Consider the following 13,350-nt stretch of genomic DNA (forward strand, 5'->3'; position numbering starts at 1 on the left):
CTCAGGCGTCCACGAGTTGGCCGCCTTCCAGCCGCAGCCGGCGGTCCGCCAGCGATGCGGCATGGGCGGAATGGGTCACCAGCAGGCAGGCCGCGCCTTGCTGCTGCAACTGCTGGCGCAGCAACTGCATCACCTGGTCCGCATGGCGCGGATCGAGGTTGCCGGTGGGTTCGTCCGCCAGCACCAGCGACGGCCGATGCACCAGCGCCCGCGCAATTGCCACCCGCTGCAGCTGACCGCCGGAGAGCTCACGGGGCAGGTGCCGGGCACGGTCGGACAGACCCACGGCCGCCAGCATCTCGTCCACACGGGCCGCATCGGGCCGGCCCTGCAGCAGCAGCGGCAGGCCGACGTTGTCGCGCACCGTCAGATGGGGCAGCACATGGAAGGCCTGAAACACAAAACCCAGCCGTTCACGGCGCAGGGCGGCCTGGCCCCCTTCGTCCAGGGCCAGCAGGTCCTGACCGTCCAGCAGCACGCGGCCTTCATCCAGCGGTTCCAGCGCCGCCAGTCCATTGAGCAGCGTGGACTTGCCGCTGCCCGATTCCCCCAGCAGGGCCAGAAGCTCGCCGCGCCGCAACTGCAGATCCAGTCCTTCGAACAAGGTCTGGCCGCCGAAGCGTTTGGACAAACCGGAGGCGATCAGCAGCGGGGGGAAGTCGGGCATCAGGAGAGTTCCTCGATCAATCGCATCACGGCCGGCAGGGCCTGGGGCTGCTCAGCCGCCACCACATGGCGGGCCGGCATGCTGCGCAGCCAGGTGATCTGGCGCTTGGCCAACTGGCGGGTGGCCGCGGTGCCGCGTTCGTGCAGGGCATGGAGGTCGGGCTCGGCGCGGCCCAGGGCCTCGGCCTCGTCCAGCAGTTCCCAGGCCTGGCGGTAGCCGACGCAGCGCATGGAAGGCAAGTCCGGGGTCAGGTCGCCACGGGCGCGCAGTCGCCGAACCTCGTCCACGAAACCGCTCGACAACATCTGGGCAAAGCGCTCGCCCAGCCGCTGATGCAGCCAGGCGCGGGCGCTGTCGCTGGGTTCCAGTGACACCAGCGGCCAGTCCACGCCGGCACTTCGCTGGCGTTGGTACAGCGCCGACATCGGCTCGCCCGACAGCAGGCAGACTTCCAGCGCACGCTGGATGCGCTGGCTGTCCATGGGGGCCAGTCGCGCGGCCGTCTCCGGGTCCAGCGTGGCGAGCCAGGCATGCAGGGCAGGCCAGCCTTCGCGGGCGGCGCGGGCGTCCAGGTCGGCACGCAGTGCGGCATCGGCCTCGGGCAGGGCGGACAGACCGTCGAACAGCGCCTTGAAATACAGCATGGTGCCGCCCACCAGCAGCGGACGCGCGCCGCGGGCCTGGATCTGCGGGACCAAGGCCAGCGCGTCGCGCACGAACTGCGCGGCCGAATACGACTGGGTCGGCGCCAGGATGTCGATCAGGTGGTGCGGCACCTCGGCCAGCTCAGCCGGGCTGGGTTTGGCGGTGCCGATGTCCATGCCCTGGTAGACCAGGGCCGAGTCCACGCTGATGATCTCCACCGGCTGGCGACGGGCGAGGGCCAGCGCCGCGGCCGTCTTGCCGCAACCGGTCGGTCCCGCCAGGCACAGCGGACGCAGACTCAAAAGCGCTCCCACGGGGCCAGGTAACGCCACTGGCCGGCCGGCAGCTGGCCCAGCGGAATACGGCCGATGCGCACCCGCTTGAGCGCCAGCACCTTCAGGCCCACCAGCTCGCACATGCGGCGGATCTGGCGCTTGCGGCCTTCCCGCAGCACGAAACGCAACTGGTCTTCATTGGCCCAGCTGACCTTGGCGGGCTTGAGCTCCACACCGTCCAGCTCCAGGCCGTGGTTGAGCATCGCCAGGGCACGCGGGTCCAGCTGGTGCTGGGCCGGCACGTTGTCCGGGCCCTGTTCCATCGCCACGCGCACCAGATATTCCTTCTCCACATTCGACTCTTCACCGATCAGGTGACGAGCGATGCGGCCGTCCTGGGTCAGCACCAGCAGGCCGGTGGAATCGATGTCCAGACGACCGGCGGGGGCGAGGTTGCGACCATGGCCCGGAGCCCAGTGGATGGAGGCCGGATCTTCCGACCAGTGGGTGTCGGCCTTGACCAGCACCGAGGCCGGTTCATATCCGTCCTCGGCCTGGCCGGAGACATAACCGATGGGCTTGTGCAGCAGGATGGTGACGCGCTGGGCCTGCTGGTCCTTGGCGGCGGGGTCGATCTCGATCTTCACGTCCGGGCCGACGCGCTGGCCCAGTTCGGCCAGCTTGCCGTCGACGGTCACCCAGCCGGCTTCGATCCATTCGTCGGCCTCCCGGCGCGAGGCCAGGCCGAGTTCGCTCATGCGCTTGGACAGGCGCTCGCCTTCGGACGGGTCCACCTGGCGCTGCGGGGCGGGCTGGCGGGGGCGCGGGGTGTCCGCGTCGCCGTCGTTGCCGCGACGTGAATTCGGGCGGTCGGTGCGGGGGCGGTCGGCCTGGAATCCCTCCTGACGATCGCCGTAGCGGTCCTGGGCAGAACGGCCGTCGGAGCGACCGTCGCCTCGCGCGGCGCCGGGGCCACCGCCATACGGGGCGTTGCGATCGTGGCCGCCCTGATAGCCGCGAGGGCCGTCACCGGACGCGTCGCGATAGCTGCCACGAGGGCCGGCTCCATAACCGCCCTGGTCGCCACCTCGGTCGCGGCCGTAGCCACCCCGGTCGCCGGCATAGCCGCCTCGGCCACCGCCATAGCCACCCCGGTCGCCGCCATACCCGCTCCGGTCACCGCCATAGCCACCGCGGTCACCGCCATAGCCACCGCGGTCACCGCCCCGATCACCGCCCCGGTCCTGACCACGGTCAAAGCTGCGAGCCGGGCCGCTGCCCGGACCTTCGCGGCGCGGACCCACGCCGGGCGCGTTCCGCTCGCCACGGTCTTCCCGGGCATAACGGTCTTCCCGGTGGGGACGGCTTTCCTGGGCATAACGGCTGCCGCGGTCCTCATGTTCGTTGTGCAGGCCGCCCATGCCGCGGCGGACCGGGGCTTCACGGCTTTCGCCGCCCTGGCCACGCGGCTCGAAGCGGTCGCGCGGGCTGTTCCACGGTTCGCGCGGTCCGCCAAAGCCGGTGCCGCGAGACGGCGCACCGCCCCGGTCGCCGGGGCCGAAACCGCCGCGCGAGCCTCCGCGATCACCCTGTCCGAAACCGCCGCGCTGTCCGCCCCGATCACCCGGGCCGAACTCGCCACGCTGGCCACCGCGATCCCCTTGTCCAAACCCGCCGCGATCATCGCCCCGGTCGCCCGGACCAAACCCGCCGCGCGGGCCCCCCTGGCCGCCCGGACCGCGCCCATAACGATCCTGCTCGGGCCGTCCGCCCCGTGCGTCCGCACCGCGTCCAGGACCACGCCCATCGGACCGACCGTCGCGCCGGCCATCACCGCCTTGCGGGCCCCGGCTGTCCGGACGTCCGCCAAACCGTCCCTCCGGCCGCCCCTCGCCGCGACCGTCCGGACGTCCGCCGCCAGGACGGCGGTCGTCCTGCGATTCCTCCGCCCGGCGCTGCTCATAGGCCGCCTGACGTTCCGCGCGCTCCGCCTGCGCCTGGGCCAGCGTCGGGCGGGGCTTGCCCACGCCGGCGGCGCCACGCACGGGGGCCCGTCGAGGGCCACCGGTGCCGGACGGCTTGTCACTGGCCGGTTTGTTCTTGTTGAGTTTGATCGTGGCCATGTCGGTACTACGTCAGAAGGAGTGAAAGAGGCGGGCAGTCGGCGCTGGGCGCCGGTTCAGCGGCCGCGCAGGAACAGGCCGTCCAGGTCACGCACGGTGAGCTGGCGCCAGGTGGGACGCCCATGGTTGCACTGGTCGGCACGTTCGGTGCGTTCCATGTCGCGAAGCAGGGCATTCATTTCGTCGAGATTGAGTTGCCGGTTGGCGCGGACCGCGCCGTGGCAGGCCATGGTGGCCAGGATTTCATGCTGCGCACGTTCAATGGCGTGGCTGGCATCGAACTGCGCCAGTTCCGCCAGCACGCCACGCGCCAGTTCGATCACGTCGCCGCCCGCCAGCAGGGCCGGGCGCTCACGCACCGCCAGCATCTTGGCCGACAGGGGCGCGATGTCCAGCCCCAGCCGTTGCAGGGTCTCGGCCTGGGCCTCGGCGGTGGCGATCTCCTGCGGGGTGGCGGAGAAGGTGACGGGAATCAGCAGCGGCTGCGCCTCGATGCGGGCCTGGCCCAGCGAGGCCTTGAGCCGCTCGTACACGACGCGCTCGTGCGCCGCATGCATATCGACGATGACCAGCCCCTGCGCATTCTCGGCCAGGATGTAGATGCCCTGGATCTGCGCGATGGCGCGGCCCAGCGGCCATTCACCGGCCTGGGTGGCGGGCAGGGGGGCGGAGGGGGAGGTGGCGCCGGGCGACGCGGGTCGGAAGGCCGTTGTCTGGCCTGGGAGACCGGGCCCGGATGAGGCGTAGAGCGCTTCGGCCTGTTCCAGCGCCAGCGCGGTCTGGGCGCGGGTCGGGATGGGGGCTCGCCAGCCAGCGCTGCCAGCAGAGGCTGGGCCGGACGAACCACCGCCCGGGCCCGGGCCGTAGGCGGCGCCATTGGCAGGACCGTATCCACCGCTGTATCCAGTGGCACTTCCAGCGCCATATCCAGCGCCACCTCCAGCGCCGCTTCCAGCGTCTGCCCCTCCGGGCTCTTGCGCCATCGGGCGTTCCCAGGCGTGGGTGCCGCTCCAGGTCTTGGGCACCGTGCCCGGGCGCGGCGGCGCCAGCTCCTCCGCGGCAGCATCGCTGGTGCGGCTCAGCGCCAGCGCGGCCACCACGGCGCGACGCACCTGCTGGTGAATCTCGCGGCCATCCCGGAAGCGCACCTCGATCTTGGTGGGGTGCACATTCACATCCACCAATTCCGGCGAGAGGTCGATGAAGAGCACATAGCTGGGCTGGCGCTGGCCGTGCAGCACATCGTCGAAGGCCGAGCGGATGGCATGGGCGATCAGCTTGTCCCGCACATACCGGCCATTGACGTAGACATATTGCATGTCCGCCCGGCTGCGGGCGGCTTCCGGCAGGCCGACCCGGCCGTGGATGCGCAGCGGGCCGACCTCGGCCGCCACATCGCGGCTCTGGCTGACGAAATCGTCGTTGAGCACTTCGGAGACGCGCTGGGCCAGCGACGATGCCCGCCACTGGTCCACCAGCTTGCCCTCATGCCAGACGGTGAAGCCCACATCCGGCCGTGCCAGCGCATGGCGGCGCAGCGCTTCCAGGCAGTGGCCCAGCTCGGTGCCCTCGGACTTGAGGAACTTGCGCCGCGCCGGCGTGTTGAAAAACAGCTCCCTCACTTCGACGCTGGTGCCCCGGGCACGGGCCGCCGGGCTCAGTTCACCGCTGCGGGCATCCAGCCGCCAGGCATGGGGCGCGCCGTCGAACCGGGAGACCAGCGACAGCTCCGCCACCGACGACACGGCCGCCAGGGCCTCGCCCCGAAAGCCCATGGTGGCCACCGACTCCAGCTCGTCCAGGTTGCGGATCTTGCTCGTGGCATGCCGCTTGATGGCCAGCGGCAGCTCGGATTCGGGGATGCCGCAGCCGTCATCTTCCACCACCAGGCTGCGTATGCCGCCGGCCAGCAACTTCAGCTGGATCTGGCTGGCGCCGGCGTCCAGGGCGTTGTCCACCAGTTCCCGCACGACCGATGCGGGGCGCTCCACGACCTCGCCAGCCGCAATCTGGCTGATGAGTTCATCGGGGAGTTCGCAAATCGAGCGTCGCGACGCAGCGGCAGGGGCGCCGCCAGGCGAGAGGGTCGCCGGGGGGGCGAGAGAGGCATCCATAGGGGGGCCATTGTAGAAGAGGCCCCCGAATCCGGGGGCAGGCCGAACCGAGGGGGGAAGGGGGCAGAGACCGCCATAATGCGCCGCCATGGATGTCCTGCATTTCCTCCTTGATTTTGTCCTTCACGTGGACGCGCATCTGGCCGAGTTCGTCACGAACTACGGTGCCTGGGTCTATGCCCTGCTGTTCCTGATCGTGTTCGTGGAGACCGGCGTGGTGGTCATGCCCTTCCTGCCGGGCGACTCGCTGCTGTTCGTGGTGGGGGCGCTGTGCGGCGCGGGGGTGATGAACCTGCCGCTGGCGATGGCGGTGCTGCTGGTGGCGGCCATCCTGGGCGACCAGTGCAACTACACGATCGGGCGCAGCATCGGGCCCAAGGTGTTCCAGTGGGAGCAGTCGCGGTTTTTCAACAAGCGGGCGTTTGATGCGGCCCACGAGTTCTATGAGCGCCATGGCGGCATCACCATCGTGCTGGCGCGCTTCATGCCGTTCATCCGCACCTTCGCGCCCTTTGTGGCGGGGGTGGCGGCGATGAGCCGCACCCGGTTCACCGCCTACAACGTCGGCGGTGCCGTGCTGTGGGTGGTGGGGCTGACGCTGGCGGGCTATTTGTTCGGCAACATCCCGTTCGTGCAGACCCATCTGAGCAAGATCATCTGGGCGATGATCCTCATCCCGGGGCTGATTGCGATCTACGGCGGCTGGAAGGCTTCGCGCAAACCGGTGCAGGCCTGACCCTGGCGGCGCCGGACGAGCCGGACGCGTTCATGCGGCATCTTCGCCAGCGCGCGTCCATGGCGTCCTCAAGGATGGGCGCCCTCGGCGTCTTCGGGAAACTCCCGAGTCGCCCAGCGCCATCTCTGCAGGGGTGAGCTTCGGCACGGCTGTCCCGGCCCGCTATTCTGCGGCGCTGGTTCAACCGACCTTCAACCGAACAAAGCCCCATGCAACTGAGTTCCCTGAGCCAGGCCGTCGCCCTGGCGCTGAGCCTTGCCGCCGGCGTGGCCGTCTCTCCCGCGCTTGCGCAATCCGCCTCGCCAGTGTCGTCCAGCGGCGCTGCCGTCAGCCTGCTGCTGCGCCAGCCCGCGGTCTCGGCCCGGCAACTGGCCTTTGTGTATGGCGGCGCCCTGTGGGTGGCCAACCGCGACGGCAGCCAGCCGCGCCAGCTCGCGCCGCGGGTGTCCTCGGAGTTCTCGCCGCGGTTCTCGCCGGATGGGCAATGGATCGCGTTTTCCGCCAGCTATGACGGCAATACCGACGTCTATGTCGTGCCCACCGCCGGGGGCCAGCCCCGTCGCCTGACCTGGCACGGCAGCAGCGACCAGGTCACCGGCTGGAGCCCGGACGGTCGCCGGGTGCTGTTCGCCTCGCCCCGCCAGGTGCTGAACAACCGCAGCAACCAGCTCTACGAAGTGCCGCTGGAAGGCGGCTTCGAGCAGCAGGTGATGAAGGCTGTGGCCTATGAAGGCAGTTGGAGCCCGGACGGGCGGCTGCTGGCCTATCGCCCCTATCGCCAGGCCAACAACGGCAGTAGCGGCTGGCGTCAAAGCCGCGGCGGCACCACGCCGCCGATCTGGATCATCGATCCCAAGGGCAAGACCTGGGAAGAGATTCCGCACGTCAATGCCACCGACTGGAATCCGATCTGGATGGGCGATGAAGTCGTGTTCATCTCCGACCGCAACGACGGCGCCGCCAACCTCTTCGCCTACAACACCAAGACCAAGGCACTGCGCCAGCTGACCCAGGAAACGGTGTGGGACGTCAAGGCCGCTGACGGCCGGGATGGACGCATCGTTTATGAGGTGGGCGGCCGCATCAAGGAAATCAGCCTGGCCGGCGGAGCGCCGACGACGCTGAACATCAGCCTGAACGAACCCAGCGCCCAGGCCCGGGTGCAGTGGAAGGACGCCGCCCGCACCATCACCAGCGTGGCCCTGTCGGCCACCGGCAAGCGGGTGCTGGTGAGTGCGCGTGGCGAGGTGTTCTCCGTGCCGGTCAAGGACGGCGTCGTGCGCAACCTCACCCAGACCTCCGGCGTGCGGGAAAAGGACGCCCTGTGGAGCCCGGACGGCCAGCAGGTGGCCTACATCTCCGATGAACCCGGCATGCGCCACCAGGTCGTGCTGCGGGACCAGCTTGGCGACCAGGCCACCGGCAAGACGCCGCGCAAGATCCTGCTGCCCGAGACCGGCTACTACCACCTGCTGGACTGGTCGCCCGAGGGCAGCCGTCTGGTGCTGCAGGACAACCATCTCAACCTCTACCAGCTGCCGCTGTCGGGGCCGCAGTCCGGTCAGCTGCTGAAGATCGACAGCAGCCCGCGTCGCCAGAACTATGACGTCGGCTTCTCGCCGGATGGCCGCTGGCTCGCCTACACGGTGACCGGGCGCAACCATTTCAGCCAGATCCGCGTGCACGACTTCCAGACCGGCCAGCAGCACACGCTGACCGATGGCATGAGTCATGCGGAGCAGCCGGTGTTCTCCAGCAAGGGGGACGTGCTGTACTTCGCGGCCTCGGTGAATTCTGGGCCGGCGCAGGTGGGCCTGGACATGTCGACGCAGGAGCGTGCGCTGCGCATGGGCCTGTTTGCGGCAGTGCTGCGCGCGGACGGTTCTTCGCCGCTGCTGCCCAAGGCCGGGGATGAGGACGGCAAGGACGGCAAGGGCGGCAAGGGCGACGGTGACGAGGGCGACAAGGACGACGCCAAGCCGTCCGACAAGTCATCGGACAAGAAGGCCGATGCCAAGTCTGACGCCAAGTCCGACGCCAAAGCCGACGCCAAAGCCGACAAGGCCGACGCCAAGTCCGGCAAGGCCAAGCCCGTGCGCATCGACTTCGCCGGCCTGCAGAACCGCATCGTCGGCCTGCCGGTGGCCCAGGCCCGCTACGACCATCTGGGCGTGGCGGCCGACGGCGCGCTGTTCTACATCGAGCGAGGCCAGCCCGGCGCCAGCATCGAGCCGCCCAATGCCGACGGCGACGAGCGCGGCGAGCTGTTCCGCTTCGACTTCGAGGAGAAGAAGGCCAAGGTGGTCAAGCCGGGCGTGCATGACTACTCCCTCAGCGCCGATGGCAAGAAGATCCTGCTGGACCTGGGCGGCGGCCGGCTGGAAGTGGCCGATGCGCGCGAGAAGATCGATGCCAAGCCGGTGGATGTGTCCGGCCTGCGCGTGCGCATCGACCCGCGTGCCGAGTGGCGCCAGATCTTCGACGAGACCTGGTGGATGGAGAAGGAATTCTTCTACGACCCCAAGCTGCATGGACTGGACTGGAAGGGTGTCTACCAGCGCTACCTGCCGCTGCTGGCTCATGTGCAGCGCCGTGAAGACCTGAACGACCTGATGGTGGACATGATCGGCGAGCTGCAGGTCGGCCACAACCGCGTGGGTGGGGGCGATGTGCTGACCGAGCCCAAGGTGGCCATCGGTCTGCTGGGGGCCGACTTCAGCTTCGAGGGCGGCCACTACCGCATCAGCAAGATCTTCCAGGGCGACCGCTGGAACCCGTTCCTGAAGGCGCCGCTGGCGGCACCGGGCCTGAATGTGAAGGCCGGTGACTATCTGCTGGCGGTCAATGGCCGACCGGTGGACGGGCAGCACAACCTGTTCCAGCAACTGGAAAACACCGTCGGCAAGCCGGTGCAACTGACCATCGCCAGCGATGCCAAGGGGCAGGGCGCCCGCCAGGTGCAGGTGGAACCCATCGCCAGCGAAGTGGCGCTGCGTCAGTGGGACTGGGTGGAGCACAACCGGCAGGAAGTGGACCGCCTGAGCGGCGGCAAGCTGGCTTACGTCTACATGCCGGACACGGCCACGCAAGGCTTCCAGCACTTCAACCGCATGTTCTTCGCGCAGGTGGACAAGCAAGGCCTCGTGATGGATGACCGCCGCAATGGGGGCGGCCAGGCGGCCAACTACGTGACCGAAGTGCTGGGCCGGTCCTACCTGGGCAGCTGGAAGGACCGCGATGCGCTGGTCTATGACACCCCGGGCGGTGCCATCTACGGGCCCAAGGCCATGCTGATCGACCAGGATGCCGGCTCCGGCGGTGACTTCATGCCCTACGCCTTCCGTCGCACGGGCCTGGGCCCGCTGATCGGCAAGCGGACCTGGGGCGGGCTGATCGGCATTGCGGCCAATCCGCCGCTGATCGACGGCGGCAATCTGGTCGTGCCCTTCTTCCGCTTCTTCACGCCGGAAGGGGAGTGGCGCATCGAGAACGAAGGGGTCTCGCCCGACGTGGATGTGAACCTCGACCCGGTGGCCGTGAACGAGGGGCGGGATGTGCAGCTCGAAACGGCCGTGACCAATGTGATGGAGCGGCTCAAGACCTGGAAGCCGATCCAGCGCACCGAGCCGCCGGCGATGCCGACGAAGGTCGGCGGCTGAGCCTCGGCTGAACGGCGGCAGGGCCGCGTTGAGCCCGACACCCCACATCCTGGATCTTGATCCGGATGTGGGGTGTTTTTCATTGGGGAGCGTCGGGCATCGGGACGAGCCTGGGGACAGGGTCAGGAGAGGCACAGAGACCCACTGTCAGTTTCTCCGACATGTCATTTTTCAGTCCGTGATGCAGTTCACGAACGGATTCAAGCGCGTGTCGAAGCTTTTTACAGTGACACTGCATCCCTACAGTTAGGGATAAGAGAATCAAGCACTTAGTGCGCTGGCACACATTTCGCTACTTGGAGAGCGTTTAGACACTTTTTCGAAGCGTTTTCCATGCTGAACCGCCTGATTGCCTCCCTCGCCCTGGCTGCTGCCAGCCTCGTGGCCGCCGTGACCCCGGCCGCTGCCGCCACCGTCACTTTCGAAGATCTGGGCATTCAGTCCTGGTTTGCGACCCCCACCTACGACCGCTATGCCAGCCAGGGCGTGGTGTTCAGCTCGACCACCACGTATCAGACCTACGACCACTGGTTCTCGAACAGCGGAGCCGGCAATTACTCGCTGGGCTCGGCCGGCTGGGGCAACATCTCCGGCACCTTCACCACGGCGGTGAACAGCCTGTCCCTGTGGGTGGGCGACGAAGGCTACGACCTCGACCGCGCCACACTGAATGTCTACGACAGCAGCAACCACCTGCTGGCTTCGGCCTCGGGCAGCGGCACCAGCTGGTTCACCCTGAGCGTGCTGACGACCGCCAACATCGCCCGTTTCGAGATCCTCCAGCAAGGCGCGGTTGCCATCGACAACCTGACCTTCAGCAAGGTCAGCACCGGCGGCAACAACGCCAATACCGGCAACAACGTGCCGGAACCGGGCACGCTGGCACTGGCCGGACTGGCCATGGTGGGCGCGGCGCTGGTGCGTCGCCGCGGTCGGCAGGGCTGATCGTTCGCCATCGCCTGGCGGTCTCAAGGGATCGCCGGCTCAGCGGCCGCGTCGCTTGTCCGTGAAGGGCAGGCCAGACCTGGCGAGCTGCCAACACGAAAGGCCGGTGCATGCACCGGCCTTTTGTCTTGTGTGGCAATCAGCGCCTGATCCTCAGCAAAGCAGCACAGCACCGCCTCATCGCATCAGCGCATCACCGCATCAGCGCATCAGCGCTACATCAGCACCTCAGCACCTCAGCACCTCACAGCGCCCGATGCCGCGCCGCCAGCGGCGGATTCTTCGCGAAATACCGCGCAATGCCAGTGGCCAGCGCCTTGACCAGGTCATCCTGGTAATCCGGGTCGCGCAGCTTGGACTCTTCCTCCGGATTGGAGATGAACGCCGTCTCCACCAGGATGGACGGCACGTCCGGCGCCTTGAGCACCGCAAAGCCGGCCTGCTCCACGCTGCCCTTGTGCAGCTTGCCCACCTTGCCGATCTGGCTCAGCACTTCGCCGCCCAGCTTCATGCTGTCCTTGATCTGGGCCGTGGTGCTCATGTCCAGCATGGCACGCAGGACACCGTCGTCCTTCACGCCCTTGGTGTTCACGCCGCCGACGATGTCCGCGGCATTTTCCTTGTTGGCCATCCACCGCGCCGCCGTAGAACTGGCCCCGCTGGTGGACAAGGCGAACACCGAGGCCCCGCGCGCCTGCGGCGTGATGAAGGCGTCAGCGTGGATGGAGACAAACAGGTCGGCCTGCACCCGGCGCGCCTTGCGCACGCGCTCCTGCAGGGGCACGAAGAAGTCGGCATCCCGCGTCATCATCACGCGGATCTTGGGGTTGCTGTTGAGCCGGTCCCTCAGCTTCAGGCCAATGGCCAGCACCACATCCTTTTCCTTCAGACCGCTGGGGCCGATGGCGCCCGGATCCTCGCCGCCATGGCCGGGGTCGATCGCAATCACGATCAGCCGGTCCAGCTTGGCCTGGCTCATCTCTGGCGCCGGCTCCTTCAGCGGCGGTTGAGGCGCGGGGGCGGGGGGCGGCGTCGGTCCTGCGGGGCGAGAAGCCGGACGCGCCGGCGGGCGCGCCTGTGCCACGGCGCGGTCCGCTTCCGAGGCGGCCGGCTGCGGTCGGCCGATCTTGTCGATCAACTCGCCCAGGGCATCCTGCACCGACTGCGCCGCCGCCTGCTCGGCCGCTTCCTTTTCCCGGACCAGGTCCAGCAACGGGTCGCGCTCCTGGACCGGGTAGAGGTCCAGCACCAGCCGGTTCTTATAGGCCGCCACCGGTTCGATGGTGAAGACCTGGGGCGCAATCGGCTGCTTCAGGTCAAAGACGATGCGCACCACGCGGGGCTGGTTCTGCCCCACCCGGACCGCCGCGATGAAGGGGTCGTCCGGCCGGACCTTGCCCAGCAGCTCGCGCAGGTCGGGGCTCAGTTCCAGGCCGTCGATGTCGATCACCAGCCGGTCCGGATGACTGGCCAGGAAACTCTTGGCCGCCAGCGCCCGGTCGGATTCCAGCGTGACGCGGGTGTAGTCCTCCGCCGGCCAGACCCGCACCGCGATGATGGAGGCCGAGGAACCCGCCGCCCGGGCCGCGGGCAGGGCCGCCGGCCAGACCGGCACACTGAGCACCAGGGCACCCATCTGTCGAAGCGCACGGCGGCGCGGGGCAAAGGTCCGGGAGTCTCCACTCATGCGGCGTCGAGGTGTTGGGTCAGGTCGGTGAGCAGGGCCACGCCGCGCGGCGTGTGCGCCTCTGCGCACACATCGCGGCTGTCGTCGTCGGCCACGTCCAGGGTCAGGCGCAGGTCGGGCGTCGGCAGCATGCCGGCGGCCTTCTGCGGCCATTCGCTCAGCTTGAGGCCCGGCGCGGCGAAGACATCCCGAAAGCCGGCGTCTTCCCACTCACGCGGGTCGTTGAAGCGGTAGAAGTCGAAATGATGAGCGGGCAGGCCCCCCAGCGCGGGCGGCTGGTAGTCTTCCACGACGGCATAGCTGGGGCTCTTGATGCGGCCCTGCACGCCCAGCGCGCGCAGCAAATGGCGCACCAGGCTGGTCTTGCCGGCGCCCAGGCCCCCTTCGAGTTCGATGCTGAGGTCCGACACTTGCGGACACCGGGCCAGCGCCTGCGCAAATCGCTCGCAGGCGGCCTCGTCAGGCCAACGGAATTGGCGGGTTTCTAAAATGCTCAAAA

Annotated in this window: 9 protein-coding genes; 3 read left to right on the top strand and 6 right to left on the bottom strand. The window is 68.6% G+C overall.

From position 1 onward, the window contains the following. Position 1: 1 nt before the first annotated feature. Genes DES44_RS06395 through mutL form a run of 4 tightly spaced genes read right to left on the bottom strand, consistent with a single transcriptional unit; the run spans position 2 to position 5,824 of the window. The gene (locus DES44_RS06395) at positions 2-667 is read right to left on the bottom strand and encodes an ABC transporter ATP-binding protein (RefSeq protein ID WP_198164797.1); all 666 of its coding nucleotides are present in this window, start codon (positions 665-667) and stop codon (positions 2-4) included. Then, positions 667-1,614 (bottom strand): tRNA (adenosine(37)-N6)-dimethylallyltransferase MiaA, encoded by a 948-nt coding sequence (gene miaA / locus DES44_RS06400; RefSeq protein WP_083525691.1) that lies wholly within the window; start codon positions 1,612-1,614, stop codon positions 667-669. The genes DES44_RS06395 and miaA overlap by 1 nt, the downstream gene beginning before the upstream one ends. Beyond that, the gene (locus DES44_RS25260; RefSeq protein WP_232309801.1) at positions 1,611-3,710 is read right to left on the bottom strand and encodes a pseudouridine synthase; all 2,100 of its coding nucleotides are present in this window, start codon (positions 3,708-3,710) and stop codon (positions 1,611-1,613) included. The genes miaA and DES44_RS25260 overlap by 4 nt, the downstream gene beginning before the upstream one ends. Positions 3,711-3,766: 56 nt before the next feature. After that, the gene (mutL, locus tag DES44_RS06410; RefSeq protein WP_058935713.1) at positions 3,767-5,824 is read right to left on the bottom strand and encodes a DNA mismatch repair endonuclease MutL; all 2,058 of its coding nucleotides are present in this window, start codon (positions 5,822-5,824) and stop codon (positions 3,767-3,769) included. An 88-nt stretch (positions 5,825-5,912) separates the two neighbouring features. On the opposite strand from mutL, the gene DES44_RS06415 reads away from it, so the two are divergent. The 3 genes from DES44_RS06415 (at position 5,913) to DES44_RS06425 (ending at position 11,164) form a co-directional block, all read left to right on the top strand. Next, positions 5,913-6,560 (top strand): DedA family protein, encoded by a 648-nt coding sequence (locus DES44_RS06415; protein WP_058935712.1) that lies wholly within the window; start codon positions 5,913-5,915, stop codon positions 6,558-6,560. A 209-nt stretch (positions 6,561-6,769) separates the two neighbouring features. After that, positions 6,770-10,219, top strand: a complete 3,450-nt coding sequence (locus DES44_RS25925; RefSeq protein WP_083525690.1) for a S41 family peptidase — start codon at positions 6,770-6,772, stop codon at positions 10,217-10,219. Positions 10,220-10,552: 333 nt separating this feature from the next. Next, complete coding sequence (locus DES44_RS06425) at positions 10,553-11,164, top strand: PEP-CTERM sorting domain-containing protein (protein ID WP_058935711.1); 612 nt, start codon at positions 10,553-10,555, stop codon at positions 11,162-11,164. Between the two features lie 244 nt (positions 11,165-11,408). Here the strand turns inward: DES44_RS06425 and DES44_RS06430 are convergent, their stop codons facing one another. Both DES44_RS06430 and tsaE read right to left on the bottom strand, forming a co-directional pair. Continuing rightward, positions 11,409-12,851, bottom strand: coding sequence for an N-acetylmuramoyl-L-alanine amidase (locus tag DES44_RS06430; protein ID WP_058935710.1), 1,443 nt, complete (start codon positions 12,849-12,851; stop codon positions 11,409-11,411). Beyond that, positions 12,848-13,348 (bottom strand): tRNA (adenosine(37)-N6)-threonylcarbamoyltransferase complex ATPase subunit type 1 TsaE, encoded by a 501-nt coding sequence (gene tsaE, locus DES44_RS06435; protein WP_058935709.1) that lies wholly within the window; start codon positions 13,346-13,348, stop codon positions 12,848-12,850. Before tsaE ends, DES44_RS06430 begins: the two co-directional genes overlap by 4 nt. Positions 13,349-13,350 lie beyond the last annotated feature (2 nt).

Origin of the sequence: Roseateles depolymerans (genome assembly GCF_003387155.1) — a bacterium.
Taxonomy (GTDB): domain Bacteria; phylum Pseudomonadota; class Gammaproteobacteria; order Burkholderiales; family Burkholderiaceae_C; genus Roseateles; species Roseateles depolymerans.